Source organism: Gilliamella sp. Pra-s52, from assembly GCF_009795805.1.
Classification (GTDB): domain Bacteria; phylum Pseudomonadota; class Gammaproteobacteria; order Enterobacterales; family Orbaceae; genus Gilliamella.
In genome coordinates this window covers 1-12,838 of record NZ_WTEY01000026.1, presented here as the reverse complement: position 1 = coordinate 12,838, position 12,838 = coordinate 1, and the positions used below count along the sequence as shown (strand labels likewise).

Annotated in this window: 27 protein-coding genes and 1 tRNA gene; 12 read left to right on the top strand and 16 right to left on the bottom strand. The window is 34.1% G+C overall.

The annotated features are described in order from the left end of the window. Positions 1-235: 235 nt before the first annotated feature. The 4 genes from GQ594_RS11545 to GQ594_RS11530 all read right to left on the bottom strand — a co-directional run bounded on the left by GQ594_RS11545 (position 236) and on the right by GQ594_RS11530 (position 1,328). The gene (locus GQ594_RS11545) at positions 236-769 is read right to left on the bottom strand and encodes a lysozyme (RefSeq protein ID WP_160413025.1); all 534 of its coding nucleotides are present in this window, start codon (positions 767-769) and stop codon (positions 236-238) included. After that, complete coding sequence (locus GQ594_RS11540) at positions 729-953, bottom strand: phage holin family protein (RefSeq protein ID WP_160400886.1); 225 nt, start codon at positions 951-953, stop codon at positions 729-731. The genes GQ594_RS11545 and GQ594_RS11540 overlap by 41 nt, the downstream gene beginning before the upstream one ends. A 154-nt stretch (positions 954-1,107) precedes the next feature. After that, a tRNA-OTHER gene (locus GQ594_RS11535) sits at positions 1,108-1,180 on the bottom strand. Between the two features lie 7 nt (positions 1,181-1,187). Beyond that, on the bottom strand, positions 1,188-1,328 hold the full coding sequence (locus tag GQ594_RS11530) for a hypothetical protein (RefSeq protein WP_160413023.1): 141 nt from the start codon (positions 1,326-1,328) through the stop codon (positions 1,188-1,190). A gap of 100 nt (positions 1,329-1,428) precedes the next feature. On the opposite strand from GQ594_RS11530, the gene GQ594_RS11525 reads away from it, so the two are divergent. Both GQ594_RS11525 and GQ594_RS11520 read left to right on the top strand, forming a co-directional pair. After that, entirely contained in the window at positions 1,429-1,605 is a 177-nt protein-coding gene (locus GQ594_RS11525; RefSeq protein ID WP_160400887.1) for a type II toxin-antitoxin system HicA family toxin, read from the top strand. A 41-nt stretch (positions 1,606-1,646) separates the two neighbouring features. After that, positions 1,647-2,060, top strand: coding sequence for a type II toxin-antitoxin system HicB family antitoxin (locus tag GQ594_RS11520; RefSeq protein WP_160400888.1), 414 nt, complete (start codon positions 1,647-1,649; stop codon positions 2,058-2,060). A gap of 53 nt (positions 2,061-2,113) precedes the next feature. Here the strand turns inward: GQ594_RS11520 and GQ594_RS11515 are convergent, their stop codons facing one another. The 12 genes from GQ594_RS11515 to GQ594_RS11460 form a co-directional block, all read right to left on the bottom strand. Beyond that, positions 2,114-2,752 (bottom strand): hypothetical protein, encoded by a 639-nt coding sequence (locus GQ594_RS11515; RefSeq protein WP_160413021.1) that lies wholly within the window; start codon positions 2,750-2,752, stop codon positions 2,114-2,116. A 155-nt stretch (positions 2,753-2,907) separates the two neighbouring features. Next, complete coding sequence (locus GQ594_RS11510) at positions 2,908-3,687, bottom strand: P22AR C-terminal domain-containing protein (protein WP_160413019.1); 780 nt, start codon at positions 3,685-3,687, stop codon at positions 2,908-2,910. A gap of 261 nt (positions 3,688-3,948) precedes the next feature. Next, positions 3,949-4,302 (bottom strand): antiterminator Q family protein, encoded by a 354-nt coding sequence (locus tag GQ594_RS11505; RefSeq protein ID WP_160413017.1) that lies wholly within the window; start codon positions 4,300-4,302, stop codon positions 3,949-3,951. Beyond that, the gene (locus tag GQ594_RS11500; protein WP_160413015.1) at positions 4,302-4,655 is read right to left on the bottom strand and encodes a RusA family crossover junction endodeoxyribonuclease; all 354 of its coding nucleotides are present in this window, start codon (positions 4,653-4,655) and stop codon (positions 4,302-4,304) included. Before GQ594_RS11500 ends, GQ594_RS11505 begins: the two co-directional genes overlap by 1 nt. Continuing rightward, positions 4,652-4,939, bottom strand: a complete 288-nt coding sequence (locus tag GQ594_RS11495) for a DUF1364 domain-containing protein (protein WP_160399801.1) — start codon at positions 4,937-4,939, stop codon at positions 4,652-4,654. Before GQ594_RS11495 ends, GQ594_RS11500 begins: the two co-directional genes overlap by 4 nt. Next, the gene (locus GQ594_RS12105) at positions 4,923-5,069 is read right to left on the bottom strand and encodes a hypothetical protein (protein ID WP_202112607.1); all 147 of its coding nucleotides are present in this window, start codon (positions 5,067-5,069) and stop codon (positions 4,923-4,925) included. Before GQ594_RS12105 ends, GQ594_RS11495 begins: the two co-directional genes overlap by 17 nt. Then, on the bottom strand, positions 5,069-5,515 hold the full coding sequence (locus tag GQ594_RS11490; RefSeq protein WP_160413013.1) for a recombination protein NinB: 447 nt from the start codon (positions 5,513-5,515) through the stop codon (positions 5,069-5,071). The genes GQ594_RS12105 and GQ594_RS11490 overlap by 1 nt, the downstream gene beginning before the upstream one ends. 10 nt (positions 5,516-5,525) lie before the next feature. Next, on the bottom strand, positions 5,526-5,951 hold the full coding sequence (locus tag GQ594_RS11485) for a hypothetical protein (RefSeq protein WP_160413012.1): 426 nt from the start codon (positions 5,949-5,951) through the stop codon (positions 5,526-5,528). Beyond that, complete coding sequence (locus GQ594_RS11480) at positions 5,930-6,139, bottom strand: hypothetical protein (RefSeq protein ID WP_160413010.1); 210 nt, start codon at positions 6,137-6,139, stop codon at positions 5,930-5,932. Before GQ594_RS11480 ends, GQ594_RS11485 begins: the two co-directional genes overlap by 22 nt. Next, complete coding sequence (locus GQ594_RS11475; RefSeq protein ID WP_160413008.1) at positions 6,120-6,812, bottom strand: replication protein P; 693 nt, start codon at positions 6,810-6,812, stop codon at positions 6,120-6,122. Before GQ594_RS11475 ends, GQ594_RS11480 begins: the two co-directional genes overlap by 20 nt. Then, entirely contained in the window at positions 6,809-7,576 is a 768-nt protein-coding gene (locus GQ594_RS12100) for a hypothetical protein (RefSeq protein ID WP_202112585.1), read from the bottom strand. The genes GQ594_RS11475 and GQ594_RS12100 overlap by 4 nt, the downstream gene beginning before the upstream one ends. Next, on the bottom strand, positions 7,576-7,803 hold the full coding sequence (locus tag GQ594_RS11460; RefSeq protein ID WP_160413004.1) for a helix-turn-helix domain-containing protein: 228 nt from the start codon (positions 7,801-7,803) through the stop codon (positions 7,576-7,578). Before GQ594_RS11460 ends, GQ594_RS12100 begins: the two co-directional genes overlap by 1 nt. A 127-nt stretch (positions 7,804-7,930) precedes the next feature. Here GQ594_RS11460 and GQ594_RS11455 point away from each other — a divergent pair, with 127 nt between their 5' ends. From GQ594_RS11455 to GQ594_RS11410, 10 genes are all read left to right on the top strand, one after another. Further along, positions 7,931-8,629, top strand: a complete 699-nt coding sequence (locus tag GQ594_RS11455; protein WP_160413002.1) for an XRE family transcriptional regulator — start codon at positions 7,931-7,933, stop codon at positions 8,627-8,629. A 105-nt stretch (positions 8,630-8,734) separates the two neighbouring features. Then, on the top strand, positions 8,735-8,980 hold the full coding sequence (locus GQ594_RS11450) for a DUF4177 domain-containing protein (RefSeq protein WP_160412999.1): 246 nt from the start codon (positions 8,735-8,737) through the stop codon (positions 8,978-8,980). After that, positions 8,967-9,170 (top strand): membrane protein insertion efficiency factor YidD, encoded by a 204-nt coding sequence (yidD, locus tag GQ594_RS12370; protein WP_160412998.1) that lies wholly within the window; start codon positions 8,967-8,969, stop codon positions 9,168-9,170. The genes GQ594_RS11450 and yidD overlap by 14 nt, the downstream gene beginning before the upstream one ends. A gap of 57 nt (positions 9,171-9,227) precedes the next feature. Continuing rightward, entirely contained in the window at positions 9,228-10,196 is a 969-nt protein-coding gene (locus tag GQ594_RS11440; RefSeq protein WP_160412996.1) for a hypothetical protein, read from the top strand. Beyond that, a complete protein-coding gene (locus GQ594_RS11435; RefSeq protein WP_160412994.1) occupies positions 10,189-10,623 on the top strand; it encodes a hypothetical protein in 435 nt (144 codons plus the stop codon). The genes GQ594_RS11440 and GQ594_RS11435 overlap by 8 nt, the downstream gene beginning before the upstream one ends. 453 nt (positions 10,624-11,076) lie before the next feature. After that, entirely contained in the window at positions 11,077-11,610 is a 534-nt protein-coding gene (locus GQ594_RS11430; protein WP_160412992.1) for a hypothetical protein, read from the top strand. 2 nt (positions 11,611-11,612) lie between these two features. Then, positions 11,613-11,882 (top strand): hypothetical protein, encoded by a 270-nt coding sequence (locus GQ594_RS11425; RefSeq protein ID WP_160416522.1) that lies wholly within the window; start codon positions 11,613-11,615, stop codon positions 11,880-11,882. After that, positions 11,879-12,052, top strand: coding sequence for a hypothetical protein (locus tag GQ594_RS11420; RefSeq protein ID WP_160412987.1), 174 nt, complete (start codon positions 11,879-11,881; stop codon positions 12,050-12,052). The genes GQ594_RS11425 and GQ594_RS11420 overlap by 4 nt, the downstream gene beginning before the upstream one ends. Positions 12,053-12,258: 206 nt before the next feature. Continuing rightward, positions 12,259-12,657, top strand: a complete 399-nt coding sequence (locus GQ594_RS11415) for a hypothetical protein (protein ID WP_160412985.1) — start codon at positions 12,259-12,261, stop codon at positions 12,655-12,657. Beyond that, the gene (locus GQ594_RS11410) at positions 12,658-12,834 is read left to right on the top strand and encodes a hypothetical protein (RefSeq protein ID WP_160412983.1); all 177 of its coding nucleotides are present in this window, start codon (positions 12,658-12,660) and stop codon (positions 12,832-12,834) included. Positions 12,835-12,838: the final 4 nt, after the last annotated feature.

The following is a 12,838-nucleotide window of genomic DNA, read 5'->3' as shown; positions in this document are numbered from 1 at the left end:
TTTAGCGATGTCTCGGTTCAACTGTTCGATTTTCTCAGATAGTTCAGCTTTATCTTTTTGTAGCTGCTTTTTTTCTTGATAATTGCTGTAACCGAAATAGATAGTAAAGGCAAAAGCAGTAATGATTAATGCCGTGTTCGCTATATTTACTTTAGACAATTTGAACATGATGAATCACTCAATAATAACGATACAAATAAAAACCAACCCCAACCGTTGACATCATTAACCGCCATTATTGAAGCGATGATGAAGCATAAGATAGACATAACGCTTTCTCCTTTTCTCGTCTGATTACTAAGCCGTTTAGCACTTTACCGCCTGCCTTGTTCCACCTTGGGAAATCATTACAAGCCGCTTTATAATCGCCATTGTTCAGATGTTTATACATCGTTGAAGTACGCATCTTTGTGCACCCAACGTTAAACGTAATCGAAGTAACAGCATCAAAAACATGTTGAGGCAAATGAAAACCATTAGCATAGCGATTAACGCACATTTCTGCTGTTTTGATATCATCTACCCAACGTTTTGCTATTTCCTCGTCTGAATAGACTTTTTGTTGAATGTTACCCGTAGAGCCAATACCAACCGTTAATACATTAGCGGGACAATAATACGGCTCTCGTACGCATGATTCTGCATTACCGATTATTTCAAGCCCTGCTTTGCTCGTTCTGATTTCGTCTGAGTAATTAGCAATAACAATCCCGATGATTACTGAAACACTACAAATCGCACTCGTCGCTATTCTTGTTGTGTTTTTCATAGTATTGCTCTCTCAGGTTCTTTTTGTGATGGAAATCTCGGCGTTTATACAACCAGTTAATGATAAATGTCGCTATTGATAAAATAATACCGACAATAATGGCAATATCATTTAAGCTAAGCGCACCTAAAAGCGTGCATAAAACACCCCAGAAATAAGATATCGGTGATGAGTATCTTTCCATAATTAATTCTTCTTGTTAGTTAATGATGTGACAGCGTACTAGCTAAATGTTAGTTATGTGTATGTCTAGCTTTGCTGTCGATTCTGTAGATGCCCCCAAACGTATCACAAACCAGATTTATCCAGATTGTGTAGAGGTTATGAGGGGGACTATTTGGTATGAGCTAGAGGATTCGAACCTCTATTATGATTTGAAGACCATAGTTTTCCCACTTAAACTAAGCTCACATAATTATTAAAGCGACATAACCCAATTTAACATTGCTTCATCGCTTTCTAATGCGTAAAGCGGAATTTCCAGTGAACCTGATTTGCTCGATCTGACTAGCGCATCAATGATATCGATTAAATATTTATCCTGCTCTCTTACCGTCATTAAACACCTTTAAAAAATTAACATTTTTGTTTGTTTTTATATTGACAAAATAAACATTTTTGTTTATTATAATCATATCTTAAAACAACACGGAGGAATAATGAAACAAAGTGAGTTTTTAAGATGGTTAATTGACCAAGGCGTTGAAGTAAAGCAAGGAAGTAATCACACAAAGCTATACTACAACGGAAAGCAATCAACTATGCCAAGACATCCAAGCAGGGAGTTAAAAAATGGCACAATGAGAGCAATCAAAAGGCAATTAAATCTAAAATAACTAAAGCCCTCGCAAGGGGGCTTACTTTGAATGAGGTTTTTATGTTTTATCCAGCAGAATTAATTAAAGATGAAAATGGTTATACTGTTACATTTAGAGATATTCCCGAAGCTATCACCTGCGGTGATGACTTAGAGGATGCTTTAAATATGGCGAAAGATGCTTTAATAACAAGTATGGATTTTTATTTTGAAGATCATCGTAAAGTACCGCTTCCTAGTAAAGCAAAAAAAGGCGAACATTTAATTGATTTGCCAGCCAGCCTTTTTGCTAAAGTATTACTATTAAACGAAATGATTGACCAAAATATCTCTAATGTTGAATTAGCAAAACGCATTCATGTAAAACCACAAGAAGTTCAACGTATCGTGAATTTAGAGCACGCAACAAAAATCGATACTATTAGCAAAGCATTATCCGCTCTAGGTAAACATCTTGAATTAAGAATTATCTAAAGTGTCATTATTCCTCTAACAAAAAAGCCTCTTAATTGAGGCTTTCTTTTAAATTAGATTTTAAGTTGTGGTAATAACTTTTCTAAAAAAGCGTCTTTAATTTTTAAAAACTCGTCTATATCTTTTTTTCTGATAATAAATGTTAGAAAATAGCAACCCTGCATGAGTAATGCAATCGATACCGAAAATATAATTAGCTGTTCTCTTAATATAGAAGAAAATAAGAATATATACCAAAATATAGAAGCCAAGAGAAAGAATGAAACCGCAAAAAATATATTCACCACATTATCTATTTTAATATATTTGTATGATAATGTAATCGTATCATTATCAAAATTTAGATAGCTATAAATTTTTTTAAAATGTCTTGGTGAAATTTTATTATTTGTTAGTCTAGTTACACCAATGAAAAATAATGCTAAAAATCTATTTCTACATTTTGTCAAGCTTTGAACCTGCAAAATATCTAATTCAGCCTCGCATGTTTCTTTTAAAGAGTTATTATTTTCAATAATTACCCCTAACAATTTTGGATATTTCTTAAACAAAACTAAACCAATATATTCAAAAATCGGTTTTAGTAAACGAAAACAAAATGAAATAGCTACAACAGAAATAAGTATTGCAGCTATAATTTCAGCACACACTTTTGGCAAAAATGGAATTAAACTAGTAATTAATGTATCCATTATTATTCTCCTAATGTAAAAATAATAACAGAATAATATGGAAATAAAAAAAGCCCAACTATTTCAGTGGGCTTAAATTCTATGCGTTCAAAACCGCATCTTAGGCACATTATCCGTTTAAACGTTTAAACAGTCAAGTATTTAAGTTATTTTTATTAATTATTTCTTATTACAGGCAATACTTTATTCCAATTTGTAGTAAGATGACTTGTAATTATATGCGCTGTTTCTCGTTCAATAACTTTTCTAGCCTGTCTTAACGTATATTTATAATCATAAGCCATGGAGTAAAAAGCCCCCGTAAAACGTGAATCTATTGCACGCAATGCAGGCTCTACCAACTCTATATGGTGACGCATTCTATCAGCTACTTTATATAACCAAGCCAAATTGTATAAATCTTCATCAGATAATCCACTTCGAGAATGCACACCACCCAACCACTCTATAGCCTCATCAAATTTACTAGCGGGTAAATCTTGGTAGCGTGGAATTTTGAATTGTTCATAAAGTTTAGTGTAGATGGCTTGATAATGCTCACCTGTTCTAAATGAACGTTCATTTACCGCTTGTTTGATTAATTGTTGTTGTTCGATTGAAATAGTTTCACTTATACCGATTTCTTTATCAGCTAAATCTAGTAACCATTTTCTTACTTCTTTGGCTACTTCTGTATTAGCAAACATTGCGACTAAATGTGCACCTCTAAGAGAGAAAATACGGACTGATTTTTGTAGATTCCCCGACAACCTCATTTTGAGGGTCTCGGTCATTTTACTAGTGAATTCATCAGAGTTACGGTTATAAATTTGTGTTACTTTATCAGTTCTGGAATACTGCAATAATCTTGCTAGTTCAGTAGACGTGATCCAAATTTGATTATTATTATTTATAAATTGAATTGTAGTGTTATGAAAAGCTAATTGACTAGTCATAATTGATCCTCTTAGTATATTGGTATATACACCACCACAGAGACCAATCTATGGAGGTGAACTAGACAAGGTTGGTCTACCGCCTAAAAGGATACGGTGCTCTTTCGAGCCCTCACCTAGCCCACCATTGAAATGTAGCTAAATGCGCATAAAAATACCGCAAAAAGCGGTTATGCTTTCTTTTAGTGACGGGAGACCAATCCCGACGTTAGATTTTGCTAACGTTTTTTCAATATACATCTTAATTATGTTCATTGTCAACTATGCCACCTTTGGAAACAATTCAATGATATGACCTCGTATAAAGCACTCTGCCGCTAATAATATTTTTGTAATTTCGGTTGTTTGCTTACCTAAAATTCGAGCTTGTTTACTACATGAGATTTCACGAAGATAAAAAGAAGTTAACACAGCCCAGTGCTCAATATTATCAGATTTGAGCCTTAACACCGCATTATCAACAATTCCAGCTTCATCTTCTGTTAAATACTGACGATAATCAAAATCCATTGGCGCACCATCAATACCTGCCGATTTTGAGGGGTATTCTGTTCCCATTCTTTTTAAAATACGGGTGTTTTTCCATGCCGTTAAAATATCTTTAGTATCTCTCATTACGCCCCCAATTTACTTATAGATAATTCTATTCTTCCACCCTTGATAACTTCTTTTCTTTCACTGTGTAATACATCTATTTGCTCATCATCTAAAATGACACCGCTATGAATTAATGCATCGAAAATAGCTTTATTTATATTATCTAGGTCTCGTTTTCTTCTATCTGGCATATAAGCTTTAATTTCAACCATTACCCTTTCAGATAGCTTCTTATTAGCTTTATTCTGCAACACGATAGCTATAACAGCGTTTCTAAATTTAATGCCGTCAGGTTTAATGTATCTTCGCCTTCCTGCCGTTCCCCAATAATGATTAACCGTTGGAGGATATGGCAAGGTCAGATGAATCATAATTTAATCTTCCCCTCTTTGATTAGTATGTCCTGAGTTCTGATTACCCCTTCGGCGTGCGCTAATCTAACGAATTCATACTCATGATTTCTTGTCCTGCGGTCGATTTCGTCATGACAAGCCGAGCAAGCCCATGCCCCTTGTAAGTCGTTTGGTTTCATACCTACTCCGCACGTTCCTGCCAGTCTGTAATGCGCTAGTACTGTTGTTTCTGGATTATGGTTACAGCACGGCAACCGAACCGTGCACTCTCGCCCTCTTGCTTCTTTAGTTAGTCTGCTCATCGTTAACCTTGTTTAAATTATGCTGATTAATGTATTCTCTGCGTTGTTCTCTAACTATTGCTATTGCTCGCTCTAATTCTTGTTCTTTATCATCGTATCGTTTCAGTTGTTCTTTGTGTTTGTTGTTCATCATGCCACCTGCTCCAGCTGTAATTTCCTGTACTCACTATCATTTGGTATTCGTAATTTAAAACCGTTTTGATATGACCATGTTTCAATTTGCTGTAGGAAAAAATGCATTTCCCCTGCATCTAAATCAGATGTTTTAACCAACTCCAATGTTGTTGTTATTTCTCCAGTTATAACGTTTTTATGCTCAACCTCTTTATAACCTAAAAACATCTCTTTAAAGTCTTTTTTCACGCTCTCTAAAGTATATAAACTTGTCTTTCCTTTTTGATTAGCTTGTTCAGCTATATCTGTATACCACATGTGAGAAAGTGAATTTTGGTCAATTGTCCGCTTTTCTCTCCAAATTTTGATTATTAATCGATAGCGTTTACCGCTTTTGACGAGATTTGCTAATGTATTAAAAATTGTTTTAATGTTGCTTGAATGCAAACATAAATCCTCCATCCCTAAACCCTCACGCACTCAAATTATCGACAAGTGAAGCAGCTGTTGTAATTGCATCCAATTTGTTCTTAATCTCCGCAATTTCTCTTTGAAGAACAATCACTTTTTCGCTATCAACTTCATGTTTTAATTTGTTATAGTATTTTTTAATATAATTTTTTGTCACTTGGTTGTAGTCACCTATCTCTTTCCCTAGTACATGTTTTTTATCAGTGATACAGTTGATAATGCTTCTTTTAATTTTTGGGTTATGCACAAGGCTTTCTACAGCACCTAAGAATTCGATTTCTAAACCATTTTTTTTGATAACCGAAAAAGCGCATACTAATTCTTGATAATATTGTTCTCTATCAAAAATGAGCTCTGATAACTCCATATTTAAACCAGTGTTTTTACCGAATGCTTTTGCTTCCACTACTTTTTTGACTCTTGCCATTTCTGTATCAACTCCCTCAATTTAATTTTGTCTTCTTCTGAATATTTTTTAACTTGCTCTGCCATTTCATGCTTGATTTTTACCGTATTCGCTCCTGGTTCTCGTATCGCTCTCACATAGTCATACGCTATTTTGTCGAGCATGTGATTGAGTCCTTGAGGACAGTGATTAACTAACGGTTTTCGCATCATTTTGTCCAATCATGAATTTGCGTTTGATTTCTTGTATTCGATTAAGTGACTGCTCACGTGTTAGCGTTATGCCAACTGGCGCGCTACTAATTCGTTTAACTGGCTTTGGCACTTCGTACCCATCAAGAATTTTTTTTGTCATATCAAGCAACGCGATACGTGCATGTTCTAACAAATCCTTTTTAGACAGATTTCGCTCTCTCGATTCAGGCATCAAATCAGTAACCAACCAATAACAGGCGTCGTTTGGAAAAGGGTAATCTTCGGCTTCAATAATTCCTCTTTGAGCACTAAAATCCATTAACATTCTGATTAGTTCTTCTGGCGTTGGTAACCCTATTTGTTCAGATATGCCTTGTTTACACCATGCGATAAATTTACCTGTAGACGGCAAAAAATCGGTATTTTGTGCCCTGGCTACTTTCAACCCAGCTCGCAGGTATTCCAGCTTAGTTATTCCGTTCTCCTTAAACGCCTGTAACCATTGCTGTTTAAATGCTTTCTTTGAATTTTCATCTTTCAAAACCGCAGACGATGCAGGAAAAACAATAATCAATTGTTCATAAAACAAGTTAAAAACATTCGCTAGTCCATCAGCTCCCAATGGCGTCTCATTAACTTGTTTAGGTTTAATCATTTCTGTATTGATTAGCTCGGCAATATTTTTCATAGCACGTTATCCATTTCATGTATCCAGCTCGTGTCATCATGCATTGAGCTAGCCAATGATTTATTGTTTGTTTGATTGCCACGCTGAAAACTTCCTGTATTTTGCAACCATTCAACCTTGACACTCACCCACCCCCTAGCCATGCATTCAGCCAATACGTCATCAGTTGTATAACCAAGCGATAGACAGGCATTGATTTGTTTAATTAATAAATTCAATGCAGTTTGCGTAAGTTTTGCCTTTTTGTTTTTTCGATGTTCAACAAAATCATTCCAAACTTGTTCACTTGGTTGTTGTTCAAAACAAGACAAATCCAAAGTGTTTTTATTTATATTTTTAATATTACTGATCTTAGTATTATTTATATTAGTATTCTTATATGTCGGATTTATTTCCGAGGTTTCTCGGATTTCGATCCGAGTTTGCTCGGATTTATTTCCGAGGGTCGGATTTATTTCCGAGTTCCACTCTTTGCCTTTTGCTGTTAATGAAATACAATCTTTTTCGCCATGTTTTCTATAATTAATTAGTCCTTTTTCGCGTAATGTTTTTAATGCACGATAGACGGTATCAACTTTGTTATAAGCGAGTGGTATTTCATTGCAGATCATCTGCTTTGATGCCCAATAATAAATTTCACCATCTATGGCTACAGGTTCGGCCCAAGTATGAAGTTGATTGAGCAGATCAAACAACGCCCCTTGTTGCATTGTTAAATCCCATTCAATGCATTTTGAGTTATTAATAAAAGACGTTATTCTCATCAATTAACCCTCTTTCTTGGAAAGAGTTCTGGTAAATCAGGTCTAATATCGCAAGCTGCAACTTCCCCATTGGTTGCTTTTACTATTAAATGAACATGTTCAGGACTAACATCAGACAATCCGTGCAGCCACTTCCATACTGATGTCTGAGTTTTCCCACACGCATTAGCTAATTTTTTCTGGCTTCCTGTAATTAAAATGGCTTTCTCAATTGCTTTATTTTTCATACAAACCCCTTTTAACAACTTATGTTGTAAATATTATCTTTTGTTTTTGCTTATGTCAACAACTTAAGATGTTTTACTTTATACAACTTTGGTTGTATTTTATTTAAATGAAAAAGGAGCTTAAAAAATGACATTAGCAGTTCGACTAACCTCAATAATGAAAGAAAAGAAGATTTCTCAGGCGAAATTGGGAGAGGCTATTGGTATGTCTCAAACCACAATATGGAAATTAATGACAGGCAAAACAAAGTCAAATAGAAATCTATTGAAGATCGCTGATTATTTAGGTGTTTCGGTTGAATGGTTAGCTAAAGGAGAAGGTCCTCAGCTTAAACAGCAACGAGACGGAACGCCGATGAAAGAATTATCAACAAGAGAAGTGGATGAATGGGATGATAAAACCCCATTAAATGATGATGAAGTTGAAGTTCCATATTTCAAATCAATTGAACTTGCAGCAGGACATGGCTGTTCAAGCACGGAAGATCACAATGGCTATAAGCTCAGATTTAGCAAATCTTTTTTTAGAAGAAAAAACGCACAAAAAGAGTTTGTCATTTGTTTTCCTGCTAAAGGAAACAGCATGGAGCCCGTTATTCCGAACGGAGCAACTGTTGCGGTAAACACACTGCAAAAAGATATTCGTGATGGTGATGTTTATGCAATATGCCAAGAGGGATTGTGTCGGCTAAAAAGATTGTATTTATTGCCAGCTGGAAAAATTAGAATTGTTTCTTACAACTCTGAAGAATTTCCCGATGAAATCGATAATGCAAAAAATATAGAAATAATCGGGCGAGTATTTCATTGTTCATTTGAAATGTAATCAATGCCATTAAGAAAGCACGGCTAACCGCTTCGATTGTTTTCGTTTAACAAAACTATAATCATAATTAGATATATATTAAATAATAATTCAAGGAAAAAAACAATGCGTTATACTTATGAAACAGTTCAAATTCCACCAAATATTAATGTCGGAAAAAAGGATAAAGGCAATGAAGCTGGAGCTTACTTGCGTGAAATAATAAATAACAAAGCCAACGATAATTGGGAATTTGTAAGCGTTGAAAGCGTTGGAGTAAGAACATCCCCTGGATGTTTGGCTTCGCTTTTAGGGAAAAAAGAAGAATATTCTATTTATTATGTGATTATCTTTAGACGTGAAGTGGCTTAGTTTTAGATTAATATATCTATATAGAGCGATAGCCCCCAATCGCATTCGCTCTGCATGTAGATTCGAACCGTCTTGCTCAGAATATGCCTTATTAGCAATTGAAAAATATGGCGTATTCAAAGGGTGGAAAATGACATTAGGTAGATTGATGAGATGTAAACCACCAAATGGCGGCAAAGACTATCCATGATAACCTCTTCGGCGTTTTTTTGAAGACAGCAAAGAAATAATTTAAATGGGAAATATAATGAGCCAAAGTGAAGAAAAAAAATTAAAGAAAATAAAATTAAGAGCTTTTGAAATAAAAAATAATAATATAGACACTTCATCAAGTGATGTGTACGATAAATTTCTAAAATGTATAAAAGAATCAAAATCATGTGCCGATAGAGAAATGATTTTAAATGAAGATGACCCATTAAAAGAAAGAGATTTTATTTCAAGTTACACAACAAAAAATTCTAATTATGTCTTTTTCACTATAATGAGAATATCTAATGACACAAATGCCGGCATACCAAATGAATTACTAGCAAAGGAACAATTTTCAATAACCGAACTGCGCTCCACTATTGGCGACAACCAAGAAGCATTAAAATCGTTATATAAAAATCATTTTTATTTTGCGATGAGTAATAAATATTTAATAACAAATCTTCCTTGTAATCGTATTATAAAACCAATACAAACATATTTAAATTATTATATTTCTGATACAATAGTAGAGCTAAATCCAGTAATAAAAAAAACAGATAATATAAAATTAAATGAAATTGACTTTGTAGAATACAAAGACCCGATTACAACAATTAATAATATTACAGAGGATTTTGAACACGAAAACACACCAACAACAAAGAGGTGGACTATTGGGATTAAAAATTTTATAAAAAACCTACAAAATGAGAGTAATGAACTTAGCGAAATTGAATTAGAGCAACTTGTATCTATAGAACTAAAACTCAAATTCAAAAAACCCAAAGGGATGTCTGATTATGATTACAGACAAAAATTAAGTGCAAACATCAAGCCAATAGCTGATTTAGATAGTATTACATACAAAACCAATACTGGAGATAAATTTACTAAAGGAAAAGATCTCGTTGAAACAAAGGTGGTTGACGTTGAAGATATAGGACTTGGTAGAATTTCAGAGCCTGATTTAAGTATAGAGATGGGTAAATATATAAAGGAGCTTGAAAAAGAAAATGTATAAATGGGTCGCTAATATACTAATTATAGCAATAATTTCAGCTTTACTATCTTTAGCTAAAGTGAGAATTATTGTGAATAACGATGTTATGATGACACTGTATACTGTTTCTGGAATAATGTTTTCTATTGGTTTGGGGCTTGTTGTCTCCTTTAATTTAAGTGAAGTGAAAAATCCCAATTACCTAACAAAAATTAGGATAAATATTAAAAAAGTAAGAGATTCTTTTATTTGTTCCTTTATTTGTCTAACTATTTTTTTTGTAATTATTCAGTGCTTGGATGAATTTAATTTGTCTTTTTTATTTTTTAATTCTAAAATTTTTGTAGCGCTGACTTTATTACACTCTATTGTATACTATATTTATAATTTTCTTTCAATACAAAAACTAAATGATGATATTTTAGATAAAATCAATAGTTCAAGATAACCTAATTTAATTAACTGCCACAAACCCGCCAGTGCGGGTTTTTTCACACCTAAAATCCCTACTCATAACTTTAAAACACCTAATTGATTAAAAAACAAGCAAGCGAATAACAATCAATCACACAAAAACAACAACTTAACAACTTAACTAAAAATAATAACAACTTTAGGTGTTGATATTAATAACAACTTATGTTGTAATAATCACATCAAAACAAATCAACTTAACCAAAAGTTGAAGCTCTTTAAAAATTAGAAAAGTCGGATCAGTTAGTAATAAAGATGCTTAGACCCTAGCGAGCAAAATTCGCACGGACTTATCGGGAAGACCTGCTGATAACTCACGTAACAAGGCAACACTGGCTGAGGCTAATTGATTCGCAATTGATTAATTTCAAATCAAAGCACATTTAAATAATGTGCGCTTGAGTTTGAGGTAAGAGGAGATAAAAAGATGATTATCAAAGTTGAAAAAGCTCAATTATTGTCAGCTCAATTGTTTAGAGCATATCAAGACGCAAGATACTACTTAAATGGACTTTTCTTTGACAATGACGGAACATTAGCAGCAACAAACGGGCATAAGCTTTTTGTTGGAAAGCATTTGAGTAAAATAAATGCAGGTGTAATCGTATCAATAAAAGATAAAATCCCAACCAAATTTTATTATGCAGAAATAAACACACAAAAAGGACTAATCTTTTACAAATCAGAAAAAGATGAAACTTTATCAGTTGGGTTAATTGAGGTTGTTCACGGGGTTTATCCCGATTACAAATCGGTAATACCCAAACTTTCCACTAAAAAACACACGTCGGTCATCGGTTTTGACACTCGGTATCTCGATGACATATTAAAAGTTGGAAAGATAATCAATCCAAAGTTTCCAGCAGTAAAAATATTCATGCCGATGAACAGTGATGAGCCTGCCGTTTTTGAATTTTGGAATCAAGAAGCAATAGCAATCATAATGCCAGTGAGGATGTAAAAATGCAATTACATAGAGCTGTAGAGAACGGTTACGAAAGAGTATATTGCAAAATGATAAGCGATGTCGAGATGCAAGAAGCTAAAGATGATTGGATTGAAGCTAGAGCCGAAGAATTAATTAAAAATTTCGGTAACGACAACGATTGGCAAATAGTAGAGCTTTTAAAAATAAAGCTAGAAAGTAAAAGCATTGATGCTGATATTTACAACCAGTTTATAACCGATATGTGTTACTCACAAGCTAAAGCTGAGTATAACAAAAGATTTTGACAGCTCGGAAACGAGTGCTATTCCACTTGCCCTCTTTTGAGGGCTTTTTTACAGAATTAGCAGATAGACAGGGGGATAAAACAATGACAAGTAAAAAGATTATTGATCAATTGCAACAGCTAGATTGGTATGTTGAATGTAAAACTGAGCATGAATTAGCGTTAGTGTAAAATGCTTGTTTATATGCTGATGTAGGTTGGTCAAACAGAGTAAGCGCAATAAGTCTTAAATGTAGCATTCCTGCCCCAACATTAATTGGACGTTCATCTCGTCGTTGGTGTGACGGGTTGTGGTTTGCTGCTACTTTAGCTGATGAAGATTTAAAACAACATCAAGACATAACAGATTGGTTTTTCGAAGAGTTGAGGAATGAATAATGGAAAAATTAACACCACAGAATGCAGAACAAGAACACATGATTCAAATTTTATTAGCAAAAATGCAGGGTGTGCCAGTTGAATATAAGCGCGGTACTGATTGGTGCCCAGCAGTCCCTGATTCCGTATCATTGAATACAGAATACCGCATCGTACCGCAACCGACACCACTACCAATTACGCGCAATATGTGGCGAAAAATTAGTAAAAAATGGAAATACGCGGCAATGGACAAAGATGGCGAAGTGTATTTTTACATTAATGAACCATATACCGATAAAGATGATGATTGCTGGAATAATTGTAGTAGTAGTGAGTATTGTAGAAGCGTCTTATTTTTCAATATTGATGGAATTAATTGGAGTCTCTCACTCACAAAACGACCAGAGGACGTCTAAATGAACACAATACCGATGGATTATGTCGGCTGTAATGTACATGACACAGACCGATTTAATATTAATTACAAAATGACTAAGGGCGAGCAAATATACGCCCTTTTTTGTGTCTTAATTGTGACATTAGGCGGATTATTTGGGCTGATTCGTTGGATGTTAGAAGTGGCAACTAATTAAAATA

Coding starts and splice junctions, on each gene's coding strand:
- GQ594_RS11435 (WP_160412994.1), top strand. CDS start 10,189: ATGTATAAATGGGTCGCTAATATACTAATTATAGCAATAATTTCAGCT.
- GQ594_RS12100 (WP_202112585.1), bottom strand. CDS start 7,576: ATGAGAATAACGTCTTTTATTAATAACTCAAAATGCATTGAATGGGAT.
- GQ594_RS11500 (WP_160413015.1), bottom strand. CDS start 4,655: ATGATTCATCTGACCTTGCCATATCCTCCAACGGTTAATCATTATTGG.
- GQ594_RS11440 (WP_160412996.1), top strand. CDS start 9,228: ATGAGCCAAAGTGAAGAAAAAAAATTAAAGAAAATAAAATTAAGAGCT.
- GQ594_RS11450 (WP_160412999.1), top strand. CDS start 8,735: ATGCGTTATACTTATGAAACAGTTCAAATTCCACCAAATATTAATGTC.
- GQ594_RS11490 (WP_160413013.1), bottom strand. CDS start 5,515: ATGGAGGATTTATGTTTGCATTCAAGCAACATTAAAACAATTTTTAAT.
- GQ594_RS11455 (WP_160413002.1), top strand. CDS start 7,931: ATGACATTAGCAGTTCGACTAACCTCAATAATGAAAGAAAAGAAGATT.
- GQ594_RS11485 (WP_160413012.1), bottom strand. CDS start 5,951: ATGGCAAGAGTCAAAAAAGTAGTGGAAGCAAAAGCATTCGGTAAAAAC.
- GQ594_RS11530 (WP_160413023.1), bottom strand. CDS start 1,328: ATGACGGTAAGAGAGCAGGATAAATATTTAATCGATATCATTGATGCG.
- GQ594_RS12105 (WP_202112607.1), bottom strand. CDS start 5,069: ATGAACAACAAACACAAAGAACAACTGAAACGATACGATGATAAAGAA.
- GQ594_RS11520 (WP_160400888.1), top strand. CDS start 1,647: ATGTTTTATCCAGCAGAATTAATTAAAGATGAAAATGGTTATACTGTT.
- GQ594_RS11540 (WP_160400886.1), bottom strand. CDS start 953: ATGGAAAGATACTCATCACCGATATCTTATTTCTGGGGTGTTTTATGC.
- GQ594_RS11510 (WP_160413019.1), bottom strand. CDS start 3,687: ATGACTAGTCAATTAGCTTTTCATAACACTACAATTCAATTTATAAAT.
- GQ594_RS11480 (WP_160413010.1), bottom strand. CDS start 6,139: ATGCGAAAACCGTTAGTTAATCACTGTCCTCAAGGACTCAATCACATG.
- GQ594_RS11545 (WP_160413025.1), bottom strand. CDS start 769: ATGAAAAACACAACAAGAATAGCGACGAGTGCGATTTGTAGTGTTTCA.
- GQ594_RS11460 (WP_160413004.1), bottom strand. CDS start 7,803: ATGAAAAATAAAGCAATTGAGAAAGCCATTTTAATTACAGGAAGCCAG.
- GQ594_RS11525 (WP_160400887.1), top strand. CDS start 1,429: ATGAAACAAAGTGAGTTTTTAAGATGGTTAATTGACCAAGGCGTTGAA.
- GQ594_RS11425 (WP_160416522.1), top strand. CDS start 11,613: ATGCAATTACATAGAGCTGTAGAGAACGGTTACGAAAGAGTATATTGC.
- GQ594_RS11515 (WP_160413021.1), bottom strand. CDS start 2,752: ATGGATACATTAATTACTAGTTTAATTCCATTTTTGCCAAAAGTGTGT.
- GQ594_RS11430 (WP_160412992.1), top strand. CDS start 11,077: ATGATTATCAAAGTTGAAAAAGCTCAATTATTGTCAGCTCAATTGTTT.
- GQ594_RS11415 (WP_160412985.1), top strand. CDS start 12,259: ATGGAAAAATTAACACCACAGAATGCAGAACAAGAACACATGATTCAA.
- GQ594_RS11410 (WP_160412983.1), top strand. CDS start 12,658: ATGAACACAATACCGATGGATTATGTCGGCTGTAATGTACATGACACA.
- GQ594_RS11475 (WP_160413008.1), bottom strand. CDS start 6,812: ATGAAAAATATTGCCGAGCTAATCAATACAGAAATGATTAAACCTAAA.
- GQ594_RS11495 (WP_160399801.1), bottom strand. CDS start 4,939: ATGAGCAGACTAACTAAAGAAGCAAGAGGGCGAGAGTGCACGGTTCGG.
- GQ594_RS11505 (WP_160413017.1), bottom strand. CDS start 4,302: ATGAGAGATACTAAAGATATTTTAACGGCATGGAAAAACACCCGTATT.